18 protein-coding genes are annotated in these 21,119 nt (G+C 63.3%); 11 read left to right on the top strand and 7 right to left on the bottom strand.

Going from position 1 to position 21,119, the window contains the following annotated elements:
* Positions 1-25 precede the first annotated feature (25 nt).
* The gene (locus PMM47T1_RS02415) at positions 26-331 is read left to right on the top strand and encodes an ArsR/SmtB family transcription factor (RefSeq protein WP_008365467.1); all 306 of its coding nucleotides are present in this window, start codon (positions 26-28) and stop codon (positions 329-331) included.
* A gap of 48 nt (positions 332-379) precedes the next feature.
* Entirely contained in the window at positions 380-1,429 is a 1,050-nt protein-coding gene (locus tag PMM47T1_RS02410) for an alkene reductase (protein WP_008365465.1), read from the top strand.
* Positions 1,430-1,517: 88 nt separating this feature from the next.
* Here the strand turns inward: PMM47T1_RS02410 and PMM47T1_RS02405 are convergent, their stop codons facing one another.
* From PMM47T1_RS02405 to PMM47T1_RS02395, 3 genes are all read right to left on the bottom strand, one after another.
* The gene (locus PMM47T1_RS02405; protein ID WP_008365464.1) at positions 1,518-2,360 is read right to left on the bottom strand and encodes a hypothetical protein; all 843 of its coding nucleotides are present in this window, start codon (positions 2,358-2,360) and stop codon (positions 1,518-1,520) included.
* A gap of 96 nt (positions 2,361-2,456) precedes the next feature.
* Positions 2,457-3,458, bottom strand: coding sequence for an NAD-dependent epimerase/dehydratase family protein (locus tag PMM47T1_RS02400; RefSeq protein WP_008365462.1), 1,002 nt, complete (start codon positions 3,456-3,458; stop codon positions 2,457-2,459).
* A 113-nt stretch (positions 3,459-3,571) separates the two neighbouring features.
* Entirely contained in the window at positions 3,572-4,462 is an 891-nt protein-coding gene (locus PMM47T1_RS02395; RefSeq protein WP_008365460.1) for a LysR family transcriptional regulator ArgP, read from the bottom strand.
* A gap of 91 nt (positions 4,463-4,553) precedes the next feature.
* On the opposite strand from PMM47T1_RS02395, the gene PMM47T1_RS02390 reads away from it, so the two are divergent.
* From PMM47T1_RS02390 to PMM47T1_RS02350, 9 genes are all read left to right on the top strand, one after another.
* Positions 4,554-5,153 (top strand): LysE/ArgO family amino acid transporter, encoded by a 600-nt coding sequence (locus PMM47T1_RS02390; protein WP_008365458.1) that lies wholly within the window; start codon positions 4,554-4,556, stop codon positions 5,151-5,153.
* Between the two features lie 340 nt (positions 5,154-5,493).
* Positions 5,494-6,090 carry a superoxide dismutase gene (locus PMM47T1_RS02385; RefSeq protein WP_008365455.1) on the top strand — a complete coding sequence of 199 codons (597 nt, stop codon included), beginning with the start codon at positions 5,494-5,496 and terminating at the stop codon, positions 6,088-6,090.
* A 265-nt stretch (positions 6,091-6,355) separates the two neighbouring features.
* A complete protein-coding gene (locus PMM47T1_RS02380; RefSeq protein WP_008365454.1) occupies positions 6,356-8,407 on the top strand; it encodes a putative bifunctional diguanylate cyclase/phosphodiesterase in 2,052 nt (683 codons plus the stop codon).
* A gap of 149 nt (positions 8,408-8,556) precedes the next feature.
* Positions 8,557-9,891, top strand: a complete 1,335-nt coding sequence (locus PMM47T1_RS02375; protein WP_008365452.1) for an imelysin family protein — start codon at positions 8,557-8,559, stop codon at positions 9,889-9,891.
* Between the two features lie 32 nt (positions 9,892-9,923).
* The gene (locus PMM47T1_RS02370; RefSeq protein WP_043300664.1) at positions 9,924-11,339 is read left to right on the top strand and encodes a di-heme oxidoreductase family protein; all 1,416 of its coding nucleotides are present in this window, start codon (positions 9,924-9,926) and stop codon (positions 11,337-11,339) included.
* A gap of 21 nt (positions 11,340-11,360) precedes the next feature.
* On the top strand, positions 11,361-12,425 hold the full coding sequence (locus PMM47T1_RS02365; RefSeq protein WP_008365449.1) for an imelysin family protein: 1,065 nt from the start codon (positions 11,361-11,363) through the stop codon (positions 12,423-12,425).
* A 2-nt stretch (positions 12,426-12,427) separates the two neighbouring features.
* Positions 12,428-13,495, top strand: a complete 1,068-nt coding sequence (locus tag PMM47T1_RS02360; protein WP_008365447.1) for a DUF1513 domain-containing protein — start codon at positions 12,428-12,430, stop codon at positions 13,493-13,495.
* A gap of 165 nt (positions 13,496-13,660) precedes the next feature.
* Positions 13,661-14,788 carry an efflux RND transporter periplasmic adaptor subunit gene (locus PMM47T1_RS02355; RefSeq protein WP_008365445.1) on the top strand — a complete coding sequence of 376 codons (1,128 nt, stop codon included), beginning with the start codon at positions 13,661-13,663 and terminating at the stop codon, positions 14,786-14,788.
* Between the two features lie 15 nt (positions 14,789-14,803).
* The gene (locus PMM47T1_RS02350; RefSeq protein ID WP_008365444.1) at positions 14,804-17,839 is read left to right on the top strand and encodes a multidrug efflux RND transporter permease subunit; all 3,036 of its coding nucleotides are present in this window, start codon (positions 14,804-14,806) and stop codon (positions 17,837-17,839) included.
* A 64-nt stretch (positions 17,840-17,903) separates the two neighbouring features.
* Here the strand turns inward: PMM47T1_RS02350 and PMM47T1_RS02345 are convergent, their stop codons facing one another.
* From PMM47T1_RS02345 to colR, 4 genes are all read right to left on the bottom strand, one after another.
* Positions 17,904-18,122 (bottom strand): hypothetical protein, encoded by a 219-nt coding sequence (locus PMM47T1_RS02345; protein WP_008365442.1) that lies wholly within the window; start codon positions 18,120-18,122, stop codon positions 17,904-17,906.
* Complete coding sequence (locus tag PMM47T1_RS02340) at positions 18,122-18,838, bottom strand: lipopolysaccharide kinase InaA family protein (protein ID WP_008365440.1); 717 nt, start codon at positions 18,836-18,838, stop codon at positions 18,122-18,124. Before PMM47T1_RS02340 ends, PMM47T1_RS02345 begins: the two co-directional genes overlap by 1 nt.
* A gap of 166 nt (positions 18,839-19,004) precedes the next feature.
* Positions 19,005-20,282 (bottom strand): sensor histidine kinase, encoded by a 1,278-nt coding sequence (locus PMM47T1_RS02335; RefSeq protein ID WP_008365438.1) that lies wholly within the window; start codon positions 20,280-20,282, stop codon positions 19,005-19,007.
* Positions 20,272-20,955 carry a two-component system response regulator ColR gene (colR, locus tag PMM47T1_RS02330; protein ID WP_008365436.1) on the bottom strand — a complete coding sequence of 228 codons (684 nt, stop codon included), beginning with the start codon at positions 20,953-20,955 and terminating at the stop codon, positions 20,272-20,274. Before colR ends, PMM47T1_RS02335 begins: the two co-directional genes overlap by 11 nt.
* Positions 20,956-21,119: the final 164 nt, after the last annotated feature.

The following is a 21,119-nucleotide window of genomic DNA, read 5'->3' as shown; positions in this document are numbered from 1 at the left end:
GCCACACCCAACCGAGCCTGCTGCCATGCCCCTCGATCTCGACGAAATAATAAAAGCCCTGGCCCACCCAGTACGGCGAGAAATCCTCAACTGGCTGAAAAACCCTGAGGCCCAATTCCCTGACCAACTGCACCACAGCACCGACCTCGGTGTGTGCGCCGGGCAGATCGACCAACGTTGCGGCCTGTCGCAGTCCACGGTCTCGGCCCATTTGGCGACGCTGCAACGGGCAGGCCTGATCAGCAGCCGCAAGGTGGGCCAGTGGCACTTTTTCCAACGCAACGAGGACACCATCCAGGCCTTCCTCAAGCAGATGAGCCACGAGCTCTAAGCGCCCCCCTATCACGCTTGCCAACTCCAACCTTGTGAGACCAGCCCCATGACCACGATTTTTGACCCGATCAAACTTGGCGACCTCGAACTGCCAAACCGCATCATCATGGCCCCGCTCACTCGCTGCCGCGCCGACGAAGGCCGCGTGCCCAACGCAATGATGGCCGAGTACTACGTACAGCGTGCCGCCGCCGGCCTGATCCTCAGCGAAGCCACCTCGGTCACCCCAATGGGTGTCGGCTACCCGGACACCCCGGGTATCTGGTCCAACGACCAGGTGCGGGGCTGGACCAACGTCACCAAGGCCATTCACGGTGCAGGTGGTCGCATCTTCCTGCAACTGTGGCACGTGGGCCGTATCTCCCACGAGAGCTACCTGAACGGTGAAACACCGGTGGCGCCAAGCGCCATCAAGCCGGCCGGCCACGTCAGCCTGGTGCGCCCGATCACCGAGTTCCCGACCCCACGCGCGCTGGAAACCGCGGAAATCGCCGACATCGTCGAGGCCTACCGCCAAGGCGCGGAAAACGCCAAGGCTGCCGGTTTCGACGGCGTGGAAGTGCACGGTGCCAACGGCTACCTGCTGGACCAGTTCCTGCAAAGCAGTACCAACAGCCGTACTGACAACTATGGCGGCTCGCTGGAAAACCGTGCGCGCCTGTTGCTGGAAGTGACCGACGCCTGCATCGAAGTGTGGGGCGCCGGCCGCGTGGGCGTGCACTTGGCACCGCGTGCCGACTCTCATGACATGGGCGATGCCAATCGTCTGGAAACCTTCAGCTACGTGGCTCGCGAGCTGGGCAAGCGTGGCGTGGCGTTTATCTGCGCCCGTGAAAAGGAAGACTGCGACAGCATCGGCGCCGCCCTGAAAGAAGCCTTTGGTGGCCCGTACATCGCCAACGAGCGCTTCACCAAGGCCACCGCCAATGCCGCCCTGGCCGCCGGCACTGCCGACGCCGTGGCCTTTGGCGTGCCGTTCATCGCCAACCCGGACCTGGTGGCCCGCCTGGCGGCAGATGCACCGCTGAACGAGCCTAATCCGCAGACGTTCTACGGCAAGGGTGCCGAGGGTTACCTGGATTACCCGACGCTGTAATCGGCGGCCGCTGAAATGAAAAAGCCCCGACGTGAAAACGCCGGGGCTTTTTTATAGCAGCAACGGTCGTCTGGAGACTCCCATTGCGTTATTGCCGGGTGTTGATCTGCTGCTGCAGGTTCTGGATCTGGCTTTGCAAGGTGGTGATGTTGCGCGTGGTCTGGCCGCGGAACGAGTCGAATTCGGCGGTGTTGGTGCCCGCTGCCGGCGTAGGGCGATTTTCCACTTCGCTCTTGAGCACCACCAGGTCCTGCTCCACGCTGTCCAGGCGGCCAGTGACGTTGCCCTGTTTCTTCACCGTGGCAACATCTGCGGCTACGGCCTTGATCTGCGCATCCAGCTTGACGGCATCGGCCTGGCTGCCTTTGAGCTGGGCCAGGTCGGCGCTCACGCTCTTGAGCTGGGCCTGAACCTGTTCATTCGCGGCCTGCTGCGCGCTGGCCTGGGCCAGGGCCTGGTCCAGGCGTTTACCCAGGTCCCCCTGCTGCCCTGCCACGCCCTGCTGCTGGCGCCCCTGATCCTGCAACTGGGTCTGCAGCTGCTTGATCTGCAGTTTCAACGCTTCGCTGCCGCTGCTGGCGCTGGATTCGGTGGCGACGACCTTGCCACTGATGTCCTGCAAGCGCCCCGCCGCTTCTTCGCTGATGCGCGCAAAGCTTTCCTGGGTGGCCACCAATTGCTGTTCCATCAACGAGATCTGCTGGAAGCTCCACCAGCCAAGGCCTACCAAGGCGATGGCCAGGGCACCGATCAGCGCCCACAACGGCCCGGTGCTAGGGCCCTTGACCTTGACCACGGGCGTGGTGCGCGAATACACCGTGGTGCGCTCGCGCTCGGCGGCCGTGGCCGGGGCAAAGTCGTCGTCGTCGACGTCTTTGGCACTCAGGCGGGGCACATTGTCGAAATCGTCGTCACGGGCATCGTTACGCATCGGGAAACCTTATATGAAGCACAGTAATGGCTAAATAGTGGTGCGAGTATACCCGCCCACGGGCCGCTGCGATCGACCGCAAAAGCTCCGGCCGGTTCAACGGCTGCCAGTACGGTCCTGGGCCTTCCACCAGGCACAGAACTCGTCCAGCGCCGCCCACAGGCTGACGGTGGGCTCATAGTTCAGATAATGCCTGGCGCGGCTGATGTCCAGGGTGAAATCCTTGTTCATGATTTTCATGCCCAGGCGCGACAGCGTCGGTTGTGGCCGCCCGGGCCATAGCAGGCAAGCGCCCTCGTTGAACGCCGCCGCCGTGTAGGCAAGGCCGTAGGAGCGATAACGCGTGGCCTGGGGCAGGTTCATCTGGCGCATCACGTAGTTCACCACGTCCCAGATCGGCACCGGTGCGCCATTACTGATGTTGTAAGCCTTGCCCAACGCTGATTCGTCCGCCTGCAAGGCGCTCATCAGCGCCGCGTTGAGGTTCTGCACGCTGGTGAAGTCGACTTTATTCAAGCCGTTGCCGATGATCTTCAGGCGGTTTTTCTTTTGCATGTTCAGCAGACGCGGAAAAATGCTGACATCCCCCGCCCCGGTGACGAAACGCGGGCGCAGGGCCAGTACTTCAAGACCGAACTCGGCGGCGCCGAACACTTTCTGCTCGGCGAGAAACTTGGTCTTGGCGTAATGATCATGGAAACGCCGAGGCACCTGCTCTTCGCGCAGGTCCACCCGCGAGCGGCCGTCAAAATAAATCGACGGCGACGACAGGTGCACCAGGCGCCGCACCTGTTCCTTGAGGCACGACTCTACGACATTCTCGGTCACCTCGACATTGCCTCGGTGGAAGTCCTGATAACGCCCCCAGTTGCCCACCGCGCCGGCACAGTGCACCACCGACTCGACGCCGATGCACAGGCGCCGCACCAGGTCGGGGTCGGTCAGGTCGCCCTGGACAAACTGCGCGCCACGGCGCACCAGGTGTTCCACCCCTTCGGCCCGACGGCCACTGACCCGCACCTCCAGGCCCTGTTCCAGCGCATGGCGGGCAAAACGCCCGCCAATGAAGCCACTCGCGCCGGTCACCAGAATTTTCATGAAGCGCTCCGCATCTGTTTCATCATTTAAAATACTTACACCATCGCGGACGGTAGCCGCTGCCGAAGGCTGCACTGGCCATCTGTGGCGCCGCAGATCTTTAGCGAACGCGGTTATGGATTTACCAACCACCGCCCCGCCTGACGTGCCAGATGATCAGTAAGGTCGGTCAACAACTGCCCGCCGTGCCGCCAATGGTGCCAATACAGCGGCACATCGATCCAGTTTGCGCGGCTCAATTCAACCAGGCGGCCATCCGCCAGTTGCGGCTTTACCTGCAACTCAGGCACCAACCCCCAACCCATCCCCACCTCGGCCATGCGCAGGAAACCCTCGGAAGACGGGCACAGGTGGTGAACAAAGCCGCCTGCTATACCCAGGCCCGCCATGTAGCGGTGTTGCAGCAAGTCGTCCGGGCCAAACACCAGCGCCGGGGCGCGGGCCAATTGTCCCGCATCGAAGCCGGCAGGGAAATGCCTGGCGACAAACCCCGGGCTGGCCAGCGCCCGGTAGCGCATGGCGCCCAGCAACAGGCTGCGTGCCCCCGCCACCGGCCGCTCGCTGCCGCACAGGCAGGCCGCCACGTCACCGGCGCGCATGCGCTTGAGGCCTACGTCCTGGTCCTCCACCACCAGGTCCAGCAGCAAACCGCGCTCGGCACAAAACGCACCCACCGCCGGTGCCCACCAGGTGGCCAGGCTGTCGGCGTTCAAGGCAATACGCAACCGCTCCGGCATGCCGTCTTCGTCCAGTGCCGGCACCTGGCCCTGCAGGTCGCGCTCCAGCAGGCGCACCTGCTGCACATGATTGAGCAGGCGTCGGCCGATCTCCGTAGGGCTGGGCGGCGTGGCCCGCACCAGCACCGGTTGGCCGATGCGCGCCTCGAGCAATTTGATCCGCTGGGAAATGGCCGACTGGGACAAGCCCAGCACCTGCGCCGCGCGCTCGAAGCCGCCCTGCTCGGTGACAGCGGCAAGGGCCGCCAACAACTTGTAATCGAACATCAATTTCCCTAATGAGCGATCATCAATATTGGTTTTTCTTATACAGCAATGCCCCGCACACTCCAACGCATAACCCAGGAGTTTGACGATCATGTGGCACAGTTATGTAAATGGCCTGCTGGTGGCAGCGGGATTGATCATGGCCATCGGCACCCAGAACGCGTTTGTACTGGCCCAGAGCCTGCGCCGCGAACACCACCTGCCCGTGGCGCTGCTGTGCGTGCTGTGCGATGCCGCATTGGTGACCCTGGGCGTGTTCGGCCTGGCCAGTGTACTGGCACATAGCCCGCTACTATTGGGTGTGGCGCGCTGGGGCGGTGCCGTGTTTCTTCTCTGGTATGGCGCCAAGGCGTTACGCCGAGCCTGTTCGCGCCAAAGTCTGAATCAGGGCGAAGGCAACGGCCAACGCTCGCGTCGTGCTGTGCTGCTCAGCGCCTTGGCGGTTACCCTGCTCAACCCCCACGTGTACCTGGATACCGTTCTGCTGATCGGTTCCCTGGGGGCCCAGCAAAGCGTGCCCAGCGCCTATGTGGCCGGTGCGGCCAGCGCGTCGCTGTTATGGTTTTTCACCCTGGCACTGGGCGCGGCCTGGCTGGCCCCGTGGCTGGCGCGCCCGGCCACCTGGCGCCTGCTGGACCTGATGGTGGCGGTGATGATGTTTGCCGTGGCCGCGCAACTGATATTCGCGTAGCGCCATGGCCTTGTGAGCGCGACGGCCTTTCGTGAGGTTGACGTCGAAGCTGCCGCCAGGCTGCGAAGGCACACACCGTGTGCCCGCGTTCGACATCACACCGCCAAAGGTCCTGCGGACACTTGCAGCCTGGCGGCAGGTTGACGGCCCGCAAACGCTTTGACAGCGTGCGGCAACGCTCTGGAACCTCTATCCCACACAGTTGTTGCGTGGTTATGCCAAGGTGCCGGTGCTATGATCCAAACCCTGCGTCGCAAAGAGTAAAAACTCGCCGGCGTATATCTGGCCGCCCGTGATCGGCCTTGCGCTCACCGCAACAGACCTGATTAGGAGAATCACCATGGCTTTTGAATTGCCGCCGCTGCCCTACGCTCACGATGCGCTGCAGCCGCACATCTCCAAAGAGACTCTGGAATTCCACCACGACAAGCACCACAACACCTACGTCGTGAACCTGAACAACCTGGTGCCCGGCACCGAGTTCGAAGGCAAGACCCTGGAAGAAATCGTCAAGACTTCGTCCGGTGGCATCTTCAACAACGCCGCCCAGGTCTGGAACCACACCTTCTACTGGAACTGCCTGGCGCCTAACGCCGGCGGCCAACCTACCGGTGCCCTGGCTGAGGCCATCAACGCTTCGTTCGGTTCCTTCGACAAGTTCAAGGAAGAGTTCAGCAAGACTTCCATCGGCACCTTCGGCTCCGGCTGGGGCTGGCTGGTGAAGAAGGCTGACGGTTCCCTGGCCCTGGCCAGCACCATCGGCGCCGGCAACCCGCTGACCAGCGGCGACACCCCGCTGCTGACCTGCGACGTTTGGGAACACGCCTACTACATCGACTACCGCAACGTACGTCCGAAGTATGTGGAAGCGTTCTGGAACCTGGTGAACTGGAAGTTCGTGGCCGAGCAGTTCGAAGGCAAGACCTTCACTGCCTAAGCCTCGCGCTTGCTGAAGAACCCGGCTTCGGCCGGGTTTTTTGTGGCTGTCGGCCAGACAGCTTGCCTGGACCCGGGATACAGCTAAGATCAAGAAAAGGGAAAAATTGCCGAGCGGCCTCAAGTGCAAGCCGGTTCCAACCGACATACAGTGTAGGCATTCGCCCGAGTGCCAGACGTTCTGACCGTTACCCCTTGACTGCCCACCGGGATTGCCAACGATAATGGCATTTTGATGCCACTTGCACGCAACAAGGAATGGCCTTTTGAAGCTGGAACTCAAGAACAGCTTGTCGGTGAAGTTGCTACGTGTCGTGCTCCTTTCGGCGTTGATCGTCGGGGTGGTGCTCAGTTGCGCCCAAATCGTGTTCGACGCCTACAAGACTCGTCAGGCCGTGGCCAGTGACGCTGCGCGGATCCTCGACATGTTCCGCGACCCCTCCACCCAGGCCGTCTACAGCCTGGACCGGGAAATGGGCATGCAGGTCATCGAAGGGCTGTTCCAGGACAACGCCGTGCGCATCGCATCCATTGGCCACCCAAATGAGCCCACGCTGGCGGACAAGACGCGCCCGCCCCTGCAGACCGCCACCCGCTGGCTGACCGACCCGATATTGGGCGAAGAGAAAACCTTCACCACCCAACTGGTTGGCCGTGGCCCCTACAGTGAATATTACGGCGACCTGAGCATCACCCTCGACACCGCCCCCTACGGTCAGGGGTTCATCATGAATTCGGTGATCATCTTCATTTCCGGGGTATTGCGCGCATTGGCCATGGGCCTGGCCCTGTACCTGGTGTATCACTGGCTGCTGACCAAGCCGCTGAAACAGATCATCGAGCACCTTACCCAGATCAACCCCGACCGGCCCAGCCAACACAAGCTGCCATTGCTCAAAGGCCACGAAAAGAACGAACTGGGCCTGTGGATCAATACCGCCAACCAGTTGCTGGAGTCGATCGAGCGCAACACTCATTTGCGCCACGAGGCCGAGAACAGCCTATTGCGCATGGCCCAGTACGACTTTCTCACCGGCCTGCCCAACCGCCAGCAACTGCAATCGCAACTGGACAAGATCCTGGTCGACGCCGGCCGCCTGCAACGCCGCGTGGCCGTGCTGTGCGTGGGCCTGGACGACTTCAAGGGCATCAACGAGCAATTCACCTACCAGACCGGCGACCAATTGCTGCTGGCCCTGGCTGACCGCCTGCGTGCTCACAGCGGACGTCTGGGGGCCCTGGCACGCCTGGGCGGTGACCAGTTCGCTCTGGTGCAGGCCGACATCGACCAGCCCTACCAGGCGGCTGAACTCGCCCAAAGCATCCTTGACGACCTGGAGGCGCCGTTCGGCCCCGACCTGCAGGAAATCCGCCTGCGCGCCACCATCGGCATCACCCTGTTCCCCGAAGACGGCGACAGCACCGAAAAGCTGCTGCAAAAGGCCGAGCAGACCATGACCCTGGCCAAGTCGCGCTCGCGCAACCGCTACCAGTTCTATATCGCCAGCGTCGACAGCGAAATGCGCCGCCGTCGCGAGCTGGAAAAAGACCTGCGCGAAGCCATCGCACGCGGCCAGCTGTACCTGGTGTACCAGCCGCAAGTGAGCTACCGCGACCACCGCGTGGTGGGCGTGGAAGCACTGCTGCGCTGGCAGCACCCCGAATACGGCCTGGTGCCGCCCGACCAGTTCATTCCGCTGGCGGAACAGAACGGCAGCATCATCGCCATTGGCGAATGGGTGATGGACCAGGCCTGTCGGCAGTTGCGCGAATGGCTGGACCAAGGCTTCAGCGAACTTCGAATGGCGGTCAACCTGTCCACGGTGCAGTTGCACCATGCCGAACTGCCGCGGGTGGTCAGTAACTTCCTGCAGATCTACCGCCTGCCACCTCGCTGCCTGGAGCTGGAAGTGACCGAAACCGGCCTGATGGAAGACATCAGCACCGCCGCCCAGCACCTGCTGAGCCTGCGCCGCTCGGGCGCGCTGATTGCCATCGACGACTTCGGCACCGGCTATTCGTCGCTCAGCTACCTGAAATCCTTGCCGCTGGACAAGATCAAGATCGACAAGAGCTTTGTCCAGGACCTGCTGGAGGACGATGACGACGCGACCATCGTGCGCGCCATTATCCAGCTGGGCAAAAGCCTGGGCATGCAGGTGATTGCCGAGGGCGTGGAGACCCTGGAGCAGGAAACCTACATCATCGCCGAGGGCTGCCATGAGGGTCAGGGCTACCTGTACAGCAAACCGCTGCCGGCCCGCGAGTTGACGGTGTTCCTCAAGCAGGCCCATCGCAGCCAGGCAGTCAGCCTGTAGCCGCTGGGGGCAGCTACACGTTCTTCCCACGCAACTGATTAATTTGCTTACATCTTCATTGTTTACAGAAAATGCATATCCTTCGCATCATTGCGCCGATTTTGCGCGTGGCTCTCGCCTCGCTCCCTCTCTCGACGCAGGATATCGCCATGACTCACATGCCCCTGGCCACCGCAGGCCTGCTGGCCATTGCCGTCTCGCTCGCCGGCTGCGGTGACAGCAAGGAAGACACGCCCGCCACGGCTCAGGCGCCGAGCACCGCCAGCAGCGCCAGCGCGGCCGGCAATGGTGGCGTCGACGAGGTAGCCGCGCGAGCCGTGGTGGGGCACTACGCCGACATGGTGCTGGCGGTGTACAGCGACGCCCATACCAGTGCCCTGACCTTGCAGCACGCCGTGGATGCCTTGCTGGCCACGCCCGACGCCGCCACCCTCAAGGCCGCCCGCGACGCCTGGGTCGCCGCCCGCGCGCCCTACCTGCAAAGCGAAGTGTTCCGCTTCGGCAACCCGATCATCGACGAATGGGAAGGCCAGGTGAACGCCTGGCCCCTGGACGAGGGCCTGATCGACTATGTCGACGCCAACTATGAGCCGGCGCTGGGCAACCCGGCGGCCAAGGCCAACATCATCGCCAACCCGCAAATCCGCATCGGCGAGGACAAGGTCGATATCACCGAAATCACCCCCGAGGCGCTGGCCAGCCTGAATGAACTGGGCGGCTCCGAAGCCAATGTCGCCACCGGCTACCACGCCATCGAGTTCCTGCTGTGGGGCCAGGACCTCAACGGTACCGGGCCCGGCGCGGGCAACCGTCCGGCTTCGGACTACCTGGAGGGCCCCGGCGCCACCGGCGGCCACAATGATCGCCGCCGCGCCTACCTGAGCGCCGTCACCCGCCTGCTGGTCAGCGACCTGGAGGATATGACCGGCCACTGGCAACCAGGCGTGGCCGGCAACTACCGCGCCACGCTGGAAGCCGAGCCCCCTCGCAATGGCCTGCGCAAGATGCTGTTCGGCATGGGCAGCCTGTCGCTGGGCGAACTGGCGGGCGAGCGCATGAAGGTCTCGCTGGAAGCCAATTCGCCGGAAGACGAGCACGACTGTTTCAGCGATAACACCCACTCTTCGCACTTCTACGACGCCAAGGGCATTCGCAACGTCTACCTGGGTGAGTACACCCGCCTGGACGGCAGCCGCATCACCGGCCCGAGCCTGTCCTCGCTGGTGGCCAAGGCCGACCCCGCCGCCGACGCCACCCTGCGCGCCGACCTGGCCGCCACCGAGGCGCGGATGCAGGTGATGGTCGACCGCGCCAGCCAGGGCGAGCATTACGATCAGTTGATCGCCGTGGGCAACGACGCCGGCCAGCAAGTCGTGCGCGATGCCATCGCAGCCTTGGTCAAGCAGACCGGCAGCATCGAACAGGCGGCGGGCATACTGGGCATCACCGACCTGAATCCGGAAACGGCTGATCACACATTCTGACGCCCTTGGTTCGCCGCGGCCCACACGTGGAAATCCGCTCTCTGGTCCCCCGCCTGGGCGCCACGCTGCTTGCCCTGTGCCTGGGCGGTTGCGATGACGGGGTGCGGCTGGGTGAAGTGGAAACCGACGAGGCCCTGGGCGGTGGCACCAGCACGGTCTGGCGCAGTGACCTGAACGCCTACGCCCAGCCATCGGCCAACCTCTCGGCCGAGCGCAAAGTCGACTTCAGCGCCGGCAACAGCTTCTTTCGCAGCCCGTGGGTGACTGCGCCAGCGACCACCACGGCGCGTGACGGGCTGGGGCCGCTGTTCAATACTAACGCTTGCCAGAACTGCCACATCAAGGACGGCCGTGGCCACCCGCCCGAGCCTGACGCACCCAATGCGGTATCGATGCTGGTGCGCCTGTCGGTGCCCGACACGGCGCACCAGGCTGCCGTGATCGAGCGCCTGGGGGTCAACCCTGAGCCGGTGTATGGCACCCAGTTGCAGGACATGGCGGTGCCGGGGGTCCACCCGGAAGCCAAAGTGCGCGTCGAGTACGACGTGCTGAACGTTCGCTTTGATGACGGCACGCCAGTGCAATTGCGCAAACCGCGCCTGCTGATCAGCCAGCTGGGCTATGGCCCGCTGCACCCGCACACGCAGTTCTCCGCCCGGGTAGCGCCGCCCATGATCGGCCTGGGGCTGCTGGAAGCCATTCCCGACCAGGCGATCCTGGCCAATGCCCAGGCCCAGGCCGACGCAGGCGACGCAATCCATGGCCGGCCCAACCGCGTATGGGACGATGCCTTGGGCAAGACCGTGATCGGTCGTTTTGGCTGGAAGGCCGGGCAACCCACGCTCAACCAACAGAATGCCCACGCCTTTGCCAACGACATGGGCCTGAGCAGCCGCCTGCACCCCGTCGACAATTGCACGGCGGCCCAGGCCGACTGCCTGGCCGCCGCCCAGGGTGGCAGCCCTGAAGTGAGTGACAACATCCTGCGCCTGGTGCTGTTCTACACACGTAACCTGGCGGTGCCGGCACGGCGTGATGTCAGCTCGCCGCAAGTGTTGGCCGGCAAGCAGTTGTTCAACCAGGCCGGCTGCCAGGCCTGCCATACCCCGCACTACACCACCGCCGCCGATGCTGCCGAACCCGAACAGGCCAGCCAGCGCATCCGCCCCTATACCGACCTGCTGCTGCACGACATGGGCCCGGGCCTTGCCGACGGGCGCCGCGAGTTCGAGGCCGGTGGCCAGGACTGGCGCACCCCGCCGCTATGGGGCATGGGCCTGAATGAAACCGTGAGCGGGCACACCCAATACCTGCATGACGGGCGCGCCCGCAACGCCATGGAAGCCGTGCTTTGGCATGGCGGCGAAGCGGCCGCGGCGCAACGTCATGTGCTGTCGTTCAACGCCAGCCAGCGTGCCGCGCTGCTGGCTTTCCTGAATTCACTTTGAGCCCTGCCGGGGAGCCCTGCAATGTTTCGTCCCACGCTGCTGTTCACCAGCCTTGCCGCTTTAGTCCTGGGCGCCTGTTCGCCCCAGGACCGGCAGGCTGTCACCAGCGCCGCCATCGCCAATCAGATCATCCTGCCCACTTACAGCCGTTGGGTGGAGGCTGACCGGCAACTGGCGATCAGCGCCCTCGCCTACTGCCAGGGCCAGGCAACTCTGGACACCGCACGCGCCGACTTCCTCCATGCGCAGCGCGCCTGGACCGCCTTGCAGCCCCTGTTGATCGGCCCCCTGGCCGAGGGCAATCGCAGCTGGCAGGTGCAGTTCTGGCCCGACAGGAAAAACCTGGTAGGCCGTCAGGTGGACCAGTTGGTGGCCAATCCGACGCCTGTGGATGCTGCCACCCTGGCCAAGTCAAGCGTGGTGGTACAAGGCCTCTCGGCCTATGAGTACATTCTGTTCGACGCGCGCCTGGACCTGGCCGATGCCGGCCAGAAGGCACGCTACTGCCCCCTGCTGGTCGCCATCGGCGAGCATCAGAAGACCCTGGCCGAAGCCATTCTCGGCCAGTGGAACAGCGAGGAAGGCATGCTCTGGCAGATGAGCCATTTTCCCAACCCGCGCTATGCAGACGCCCACGAGGCCATCGCCGACGTGCTGCGCGCCCAGGTCACGGCACTGGATACGCTGAAGAAGAAGCTGGGCACACCCATGGGCCGCCAGAACAAAGGCATCGTGCAGCCCATGCAGGCCGAGGCCTGGCGTAGCCAGGATGCGCTGCACAGCCTGCAGGCCAGTCTCACAGCCGCCCAGGCGGTGTGGGCTGGCGTCGATGACCAGGGCCTGCGCGGCCTTCTGGGCAACGACCAGCAGGCATTGGCCGAGCGTATCGACGCCGCCTATGCTGCGGCGCAGAAAACGTTAGACGGCAACTCGCGTCCTTTGGCCGAGCAGTTGACAACCCCCGAGGGGCGGCACTCCCTGGAAGTGCTTTACGACCAGCTCAACAGCCTGCACCGGCTGCATGAAGGCGAACTGGCCAAGGCACTGGGCATCCCCTTGGGCTTCAATGCCAACGATGGGGATTGAGCATGGGCCTGGCACAGTGGTTCAAATCCCTGCTGGCTCCGGCAACCGGCAGCCGCCTGTTGCTGTCCGCACGCGATGATGCCGATGGCAGGCACTACGCCGTGGCTTATCGACTCGATGGCAAACAGGTGTTCGCCACCCAGGTTGCCCAACGCTGCCATGGTGTAGTGGAACATCCGCAGCAGCGCGTGGCCCTGTTCGTGGCCCGGCGCCCGGGCACCGAGTGCTATCTGCTGGACCTGCGCGACGGCAGCCTGCTGCAAACCCTGGCGGCCCGGCCCGGCCGGCACTTCTACGGCCATGCCGTGCTGCACGCCAGCGGCGAGTGGCTGTACACCACCGAAAACGATACCCGCGAACCGGGTCGTGGGGTCATCGGGGTTTATCGTTTCGAGCACCAACGCCTGGTGCAGGTCGACGAATTGCCCAGCCATGGCATCGGCCCCCACGAACTGGCCTGGCTGCCCGATGGCGAAACCCTGGTGGTGGCCAACGGCGGTATCCGCACCGAGGCCGAAAGCCGCGTGGACATGAACCTGCACGCCATGGAACCGAGCCTGGTGATGATGAACCGCAAGGGCTGCCTGCTGAGCAAGGAAACCCTTGAGCAACCCATGAACAGCATCCGTCACCTGGCCATTGCCGCCGACGGCACTGTGCTGGCCTGCCAGCAGTTCATGGGCGATGCATCGCAAGGCGCCCCGCTGTTGGCAATCAAGCGCCCCGGGCACCCCTTGCAGGCGTTCGCGGCCAGTGCGCAACAGCTGCAACGAATGGCCCACTACAGCGCCAGCGTCGCCGTGCACGATCGCCTGCGCCTGGTGGCGCTGACCGCGCCACGGGCCAACCGATTCTTCGTCTGGCACCTGGACACCGGCGCCACCTACCTGGAAGCGACCTTGCCCGACTGTGCCGCAGTGGCCGCAGTTGAACATGGCTTCGTCGTCACTTCCGGCCAAGGCCGCTGCCGCTTGCTGGACTGCCGCCACACCGCCCCGGTCGTCACGCCCCTGGCCTTGCCCGCCGGCTTCTGGGATAACCATATGCACATGACCCCTTTCGCCACCTGACACACCGCGGCACCTCCTTGTATCAACGTCGCAACTGCGCCGGCCGTGCAGATGTGCAACGACAGAACTGGGCGTAATATCCAGCAATACAGCACCATTGGCGTCCTGCGCCGGACAAGAATAATGTGCTCCGACTCTTCGCTTTGCTTTCCAGGGAAACGGAATATGCTGCGCCGCCGCATGCTGATCATGTTGGGGATCGTACTGGTTGTCGTCCTGCTGCTGGGTGGTTACAAGGCATGGGCCATCTACCAGCAGATCCAGATGTTCTCGGCTCCCAAGCCTCCTGTAGCCGTAGCCGTAGCCACCGCCAGCGAACGCGCCTGGCAGGCTCGCCTGCCGGCAGTCGGCAGCCTGAAAGCCTTGCAGGGCATCAACCTCAGCCTCGAAGTTGCCGGCACCGTGCGCGCCATCCTGTTCGAGTCAGGGCAGCAGGTGAAGGCCGGGCAGCCATTGCTGCAACTGGACAGCGACGTTGAAACCGCCTTGCTGGGTACCGCCCAGGCCGACCTGGGCCTGGCCCAGGTGGACTATGCCCGCGGCGCACAACTGGTCGACAGCCGCGCCATTTCCAAAGGCGAGTTCGACCGCCTGAACGCCGTGCTGCTGAAAAACAAGGCCATCGTCGCCCAGCTCAAGGCCAGCCTGGCGAAGAAGAACATCGTCGCGCCGTTCAGCGGCACCATCGGCATCCGCAAGGTGGATGTCGGCGACTACCTGGCCAGCGGCACCGTGATCGCCACCCTGCAAGACCTCAGCAGCCTGTACGTGGACTTCTACGTGGCCGAGCAGGCCATTCCACAGGTCCACCTGGGCCAGCCACTGCTGGTCAGCGTGGCCGCCTACCCCGGTCAAACCTTCGAGGGCGTCATCAGCGCCCTCAACCCCAAGGTGGAGGACAGCACCCGCAATATCCTGGTTCGCGCCACCCTGGACAACCCCCAGGGCCGGCTGCTGCCCGGCATGTTCGCCAACCTGCAGGTACTGTTGCCGCAACCGAAAAACCAGGTGGTGGTGCCGGAAAGTGCAGTGGCCTACACCCTCTACGGCAACTCGGTATACGTGGTCGAGGCCAAGAAGGACGCCCAAGGCCAGCCAGTCACCCACCCTGACGGCAAACCGGCCCAGGTGGCCGATCGACGCTTCGTCGAGACGGGGGAGCGCCGCGACGGCCTGGTCATCGTCAACTCGGGCCTGAAGGCAGGCGAACAGGTGGTCACCGGCGGCCAGTTGAAACTCACCAGCGGTGCATCAGTCAGCGTCAGCCCCGACGCTACCCTGAAAACCCGTTGACCCTGGAGAACGGCCATGGCCTTTACCGACCCGTTCATCCGCCGTCCCGTGCTGGCCAGCGTCATCAGCCTGCTGATCGTGCTGCTAGGGTTCCAGGCGTGGAGCAAGCTGAGCATCCGCCAGTATCCGCAAATGGAAAACGCGCTGATCACCGTGACCACCGCCTACCCCGGTGCCAACGCCGAGACCATTCAGGGCTATATCACCCAGCCGTTGCAGCAGAGCCTGGCCAGCGCCGAGGGCATCGACTACATGACATCGGTGAGTCGTCAGAACTACTCGGTGATCTCCATCTACGCGCGCATCGGCGCTGACAGCGACCGGCTGTTCACCGAGTTGCTGGCCAAGGCCAACGAGGTCAAGAACAAGCTGCCCCAGGATGCCGAAGACCCGGTGTTGAGCAAGGAAGCGGCTGACGCCTCGGCGCTGATGTACATCAGCTTCTACAGCGACCAGTTGAATAACCCGCAGATTACCGACTACCTCTCGCGGGTCATCCAGCCCAAACTGGCCACGTTGCCCGGCATGGCCCAGGCCGAGATCCTCGGTAACCAGGTGTTCGCCATGCGCCTGTGGATAGACCCGGTGAAACTGGCCGGGTACGGCCTGAGCGCCAATGACGTCACCGATGCGGTACGCCGCTACAACTTCCTGTCCGCTGCCGGCGAGGTCAAGGGCGAATACATCGTCACCAGCATCAACGCCACCACCGACTTGAAGTCTACCGAGGGCTTCGCCGCTATCGCGCTCAAGACCGACGGCGACAGCCGCGTGCTGCTGGGCGATGTGGCGCGAGTGCAGATGGGCGCGGAGAACTACGACACGGTCAGCTCGTTCAATGGCATTCCATCGGTGTACATCGGCATCAAGGGCACACCCGGCGCCAACCCGCTGGACGTGATCCGCGAGGTGCGCCAGATCATGCCTGATCTGGCCTCGCAACTGCCGCCCAACCTCAAGGCGTCCATCGCCTACGACGCCACGCTGTTCATCCAGGCCTCCATCGATGAGGTAGTGAAAACCCTGTTCGAGGCGGTGTTGATCGTCATCGTGGTGGTGTTCCTGTTCCTCGGGGCCCTGCGTTCGGTGATCATTCCGGTGGTAACCATTCCGCTGTCGATGATCGGCGTGTTGTTTTTCATGCAGTTGATGGGCTACTCCATCAACCTGCTGACATTGCTGGCCATGGTGTTGGCCATCGGCCTGGTGGTGGACGACGCCATTGTGGTGGTGGAGAACATCCATCGCCATATCGAAGAGGGCCGCACGCCATTCGACGCCGCGCTGGAAGGCGCACGGGAAATTGCCATGCCGGTGGTGTCGATGACCATCACCCTCGCGGCCGTGTACGCGCCCATTGGCTTCCTGGCGGGGCTGACCGGGGCGCTGTTCAAGGAGTTTGCCCTGACGCTGGCGGGCGCCGTGGTGATTTCCGGCATTGTCGCCCTCACCCTGTCGCCGATGATGTGCGCCCTGCTGCTGCGCCCGGACGCCAACCCCAAGGGCCTGGCCCATCGGCTCGACCGGCTGTTCGAGGGGCTCAAGCAACGCTACCAGCGCATGCTCCATGCAACCCTGCAGACGCGCCCGGTGGTGGTAGTGTTCGCGCTGATCGTACTGTGCCTGATTCCGGTGTTCCTCAAGTTCAGCCAATCGGAGCTGGCGCCTGCGGAAGACCAGGGCATCATTTTCATGATGGCCACGGCCCCGCAGCCCACCAACCTCGATTACCTGAACACCTACACCGACCAGTTCCTGCCGATCTTCAAGGACTTCCCCGAGTACTACTCGTCGTTCCAGATCAATGGCTTCAATGGCGTGCAATCGGGTATCGGGGGCTTCCTGCTCAAGCCCTGGAACGAACGTGGTCGTACCCAGATGCAGCTGTTGCCCGAAGTCCAGGCACGCCTGGCACAGATCCCCGGCCTGCAGATATTCGGCTTCAACCTTCCCGCCCTGCCGGGCACCGGTGAAGGCCTGCCCTTCGAGTTCGTGATCAACACCGCCAACGACTACGAGTCACTGCTGGAAGTGGCCCAGCGGGTCAAGGACCGCGCCCAGGCCACCGGCAAGTTCGCCTTCCTGGACATTGACCTGGCATTCGACAAACCCGAGGTGGTAGTAGACATCGACCGCGCCAAGGCGGCGCAGATGGGCGTGTCGATGCAGGAGTTGGGTGGCACGCTGGCCACCCTGTTGGGGGAGTCGGAAATCAACCGTTTCACCCTGGATGGGCGTAGCTACAAGGTCATCGCCCAGGTGGAGCGCGCCTACCGTGACAACCCCGAATGGCTCAATCAATACTACGTGCGCAACAACAAGAACGAACTGCTGCCCCTGTCCACGCTGATAACCGTGAGCGAGCGCGCCCGTCCCCGCCAACTCAACCAGTTCCAGCAGTTGAACTCGGCCATCATCCAGGGTTTCCCGATCGTCAGCATGGGCGACGCCGTGCAAACGGTGCGGCAAATCGCCAGCGAGGAGGCGCCTGCCGGTTTCGCCTTCGACTACGGCAGCAGCGCCCGCCAGTACGTGCAGGAAGGCAATGCCTTGTGGGTAACGTTCGGGCTCGCGCTGGCGATTATCTTCCTGGTGCTGGCGGCCCAGTTCGAAAGCTTCCGCGACCCGCTGGTGATCCTGGTGACCGTGCCATTGTCGATATGCGGCGCGTTGATTCCACTGTTCCTGGGCTGGTCCAGCCTGAACATCTACACCCAGGTGGGGCTGGTGACCCTGATCGGGCTGATCAGCAAGCACGGGATATTGATCGTCGAGTTTGCCAACCAATTACGTCGCGACAAGGGCCTGAGCGCCCGTGAAGCCGTGGAGCAGGCCGCAGCCATCCGCTTGCGCCCGGTGCTGATGACCACTGCGGCGATGGTGTTCGGCATGGTACCGCTGATCCTGGCCACCGGCGCCGGCGCCGTCAGCCGCTTTGACATCGGCACCGTGATTGCCACGGGCATGTCGGTGGGCACGCTGTTCACGCTGTTCGTGCTGCCGTGTGTCTACACACTGATTTCACCTGACAAACGAACCGCAATCGCCTAGCGGTTACATGAATGCAGAAGGCCCCGTCTGACGGGGCCTTCTGGGGCACGCTCGGGCCGTTTATTCAGCCACTGGACCTTACGCCCTGTGCCATGCCGAACAGGAACAGCAGCAGGTCGTGATCCGGCTTGGCGGCCGTCTGCACTTTTGGCGTGTGCGGCATAGGGCAAGCCGCCTGGGCACTGAGCACATTCGGTCGGGGCTGATCCCACGCAGCCATGGCAACCGTGGTAACACCCAGCGCCGCCAGCAAAAACAAACCTCGAGCTATTTCTAGTTTCATTACTCTAAACCTTTGAGCGGGCTGCCAAACACCGTCTTGTAAAAATAGAGCAGTTTGTTCCAATCTGCGTCGCTGAACGACGAGTGGCGGCGCAACTGTTTCATGTCGTGCTGCGCGGCACGAGTGGCGCTGAAACGCTGCCGGCACTTCTCCAGGTCCAGCAAGGCAATCTCGGGGCGGGCATCAACGCCGATTCCGTTAATGCGTACAAAAATATGCTTGGGATACAGGCAACTGTGCTGCCACCGACCGCGGTGCATGCGCGCCAGTGTCGCGGCTAGCTCCTTGAAAACGGCCTCGTGCAGGGCTTCGCCGTGCTGCTCGGCGGTGCGGCCGGCATACCATTTATCGATTTCCTCGAAACCATCCAGGGACTCGGTCACCAGCAAGGCACGCCACTGATGCTGCGGGTCGCGCTGAGCGCCACAGAACACCAGTTTGGGTACGCCTACATTCAGCTCAGCCAAGCCCTGTAGCGCATCGCGCTCACGCAGTACCGTGGGGCGCCCAAGGGGGTGGCTGAAGCTGCGATAGATATGACCGGTCTGGCGCTTCACGTACAACAGTTGACCGTTGGCCGCGCGTACTCGCTGCACGCCACTCTCGCCACCACGGCGCACATTGGGCTCTTCCACCCACTCACCGTGCTGGTTCCAGTAATAATCAAAGCGCGATTCTGGCGCTGCTGATGCCTCAGTCGTGTAGTCGACTGCCATCCCTTACTCCTTGCCTAAACTATGAACACGGCACACCGCCTGCAAATTGGCGTTCACCTTAGTTAGGGGCACGTGAAAATTATGTAGGAAACTTCAGTAACGGTTTCGAAGTTTTACAGAATAGGAGCGATAGCCAAGGGCCATTAATTGATAGCCCTTGCTGCCATCATGCGCTGGCTGTGAGCGTTACCAGAAAACAGCAGCCATTGGGCTCACGCGGCGTAAGGTCAACCTGCCAGCCTTGGTCGTCACAAATCCGCTGTACCAGCGAAAGCCCAAGCCCCAGGCCTTCACCGCGTTTTTCGTTGGCGCGCACGAACGGCTGGAACACCGCCAGGCGTTTCTCTTCCGGAATGCCGATGCCGCTGTCTTCCACCTTGAAGCCCCAGGGTTGCAGCGTGAGGCGGATAAAACCGGTGTCGGTGTAGTGCAAGGCATTGCGCAGCAAGTTACCCATGACCGCCAGCAAGAACGTGGCGTTGTAGCGCGTATCGGGCAATTCGCTGCTCTGCACCGTCAACGTCAGGCCCTTGTGCTCGATGGGGCCACGCCACAGATTGATCAGGTTGTCGGCTACCTGTGCGAGGGTCAGCTGCGCACTCATTTCGGCATCATTGCGTTGGGCACGGGCCAGCATGAGGAAGGTCTGCACCAACTCACGCATTTCTTCGCAGGCCCTGGCAATGCGCTCCACCTGGGCACGCGCGCGAGGATCAAGCGCGGGGTTTTCCAGCAGCAACTCGCAGGAGGTTGCCAGCACCATCAATGGCGTGCGCAATTCATGGCTGACGTCGCTGGTGAACAACCGTTCGCGCGACAGCGCGTCACGCAGCCGCCCCAGGGTGGCGTCGAAAGCCACCGCCAACTCGCCCACTTCGTCGGCCGCGTAGTCCGGCGCCAAGGGCGGCGCCAGCCCCAGCAACTGGTCGCGGTGGCGCACCTGCCGGGCCAGCCGCACCACGGGGGCCATCACCCGGCGCGCCAGCACCCAGCCAAGGAATACGGCCAGCGCCAGACTCAGCACGAAGCCCACCAGCACAACGGCGAACAGCACGCGCTCGCGCTCCTCGAAGTCGCTCTGGTCTTGCAGCAGGACATAACGGCGACCGTCCACTACCTCAACCATGGCGTGGTAGGACAGCTCTCCGCGGAAAACTTCATGAAAACCGGGGTTCAGATGGCGCAGGTCCTTGGGCAACGCATAATCGCCGCGCCCGCTGCTGTAGTAGAACAACTGATCGGGCTCGGGCCGATGGCTCCAGTCGCTGACGTTGTCCATCAGCAACAAGCGTTGCAGGTCACCGCCAAGGCCGGCGGAAATCAGCTTTTCTTCCACCAGGTGCACCGTGGCCACGATGCCGACGGCAAAGGCACCGGCCACCAATGCACTCATGAGCGCAAAGGCGATGATGATGCGTTGAGCGAGGCTCTGCTTAAACTCCATCTTTGCCCTCGGCCAGGCGATACCCCACGCCATGCACCGTTTGCAGAAGTGGTTTGTCGAACGGTTTGTCGATCACCTGGCGCAACTGGTGAACGTGGCTGCGCAGGCTGTCGCTGTCCGGGCAGTCGTCGCCCCACAGGGCTTCTTCCAGCACTTCGCGGCGCAGCACATGGGGACTTTTCTGCATCAGTACCGCCAGCAGCTTGAGGCCCACCGGGTTAAGCTTCAGTGCGCGGCCCTGGCGGGTCACTTCCAGGGTATCGAGGTCGTAGCTCAAATCGCCTACCTGCAGGCTGCGGCGACCACCGCCCTGGGCACGACGCAGCACGGCCTCGATGCGCGCGGCCAGTTCCGACAAGGCGAACGGCTTGACCAGGTAATCGTCGGCCCCGGAACGAAAGCCCTGCAGACGGTCGTCCAACTGGTCGCGGGCGGTGAGCATGATCACCGGCGTCTCGCGCCGGGCGTCTTCGCGCAGGCGCTTGCACAGCGTATAGCCGTCGATGCCGGGCAACATGATGTCCAGCACGATCAGGTCATAATGCTCGGTGGCAGCCAGGTGCAAACCCGACAGGCCATCCTGGGCGCAGTCGACGGTATAGCCCTTCAGGCCCAGGTAGTCGGCGAGGTTGGCCAGGATGTCGCGGTTGTCTTCAACCAATAGAATTCGCATGGGCAGGTTCTCCATCCAGTGTAATTGCCCTTGGGCGCAGGCAGCTTACGGCGTTAGGCCCGGAAGGGCCAGTGGTGGCTTGCGCATGGCCCCGTAGCGACACCAATCTGCTGCCAGGCACACGGGGCACACCCCGTGTGCCTGGCAGCAAATCGGGTGAAACC

The sequence above is a fragment of the Pseudomonas sp. M47T1 genome, assembly GCF_000263855.1.
GTDB lineage: Bacteria > Pseudomonadota > Gammaproteobacteria > Pseudomonadales > Pseudomonadaceae > Aquipseudomonas.
The sequence above is the reverse complement of the archived record's forward strand: the minus strand, read 5'-3'. Positions and strand labels throughout refer to the sequence as shown.

Excerpts from the sequence above, each read along its gene's own strand:
- PMM47T1_RS02415 (WP_008365467.1), top strand. The coding sequence starts at position 26 with ATGCCCCTCGATCTCGACGAAATAATAAAAGCCCTGGCCCACCCAGTA.
- PMM47T1_RS02410 (WP_008365465.1), top strand. The coding sequence starts at position 380 with ATGACCACGATTTTTGACCCGATCAAACTTGGCGACCTCGAACTGCCA.
- PMM47T1_RS02405 (WP_008365464.1), bottom strand. The coding sequence starts at position 2,360 with ATGCGTAACGATGCCCGTGACGACGATTTCGACAATGTGCCCCGCCTG.
- PMM47T1_RS02400 (WP_008365462.1), bottom strand. The coding sequence starts at position 3,458 with ATGAAAATTCTGGTGACCGGCGCGAGTGGCTTCATTGGCGGGCGTTTT.
- PMM47T1_RS02395 (WP_008365460.1), bottom strand. The coding sequence starts at position 4,462 with ATGTTCGATTACAAGTTGTTGGCGGCCCTTGCCGCTGTCACCGAGCAG.
- PMM47T1_RS02390 (WP_008365458.1), top strand. The coding sequence starts at position 4,554 with ATGTGGCACAGTTATGTAAATGGCCTGCTGGTGGCAGCGGGATTGATC.
- PMM47T1_RS02385 (WP_008365455.1), top strand. The coding sequence starts at position 5,494 with ATGGCTTTTGAATTGCCGCCGCTGCCCTACGCTCACGATGCGCTGCAG.
- PMM47T1_RS02375 (WP_008365452.1), top strand. The coding sequence starts at position 8,557 with ATGACTCACATGCCCCTGGCCACCGCAGGCCTGCTGGCCATTGCCGTC.
- PMM47T1_RS02365 (WP_008365449.1), top strand. The coding sequence starts at position 11,361 with ATGTTTCGTCCCACGCTGCTGTTCACCAGCCTTGCCGCTTTAGTCCTG.
- PMM47T1_RS02360 (WP_008365447.1), top strand. The coding sequence starts at position 12,428 with ATGGGCCTGGCACAGTGGTTCAAATCCCTGCTGGCTCCGGCAACCGGC.
- PMM47T1_RS02355 (WP_008365445.1), top strand. The coding sequence starts at position 13,661 with ATGCTGCGCCGCCGCATGCTGATCATGTTGGGGATCGTACTGGTTGTC.
- PMM47T1_RS02350 (WP_008365444.1), top strand. The coding sequence starts at position 14,804 with ATGGCCTTTACCGACCCGTTCATCCGCCGTCCCGTGCTGGCCAGCGTC.
- PMM47T1_RS02345 (WP_008365442.1), bottom strand. The coding sequence starts at position 18,122 with ATGAAACTAGAAATAGCTCGAGGTTTGTTTTTGCTGGCGGCGCTGGGT.
- PMM47T1_RS02340 (WP_008365440.1), bottom strand. The coding sequence starts at position 18,838 with ATGGCAGTCGACTACACGACTGAGGCATCAGCAGCGCCAGAATCGCGC.
- PMM47T1_RS02335 (WP_008365438.1), bottom strand. The coding sequence starts at position 20,282 with ATGGAGTTTAAGCAGAGCCTCGCTCAACGCATCATCATCGCCTTTGCG.
- colR (WP_008365436.1), bottom strand. The coding sequence starts at position 20,955 with ATGCGAATTCTATTGGTTGAAGACAACCGCGACATCCTGGCCAACCTC.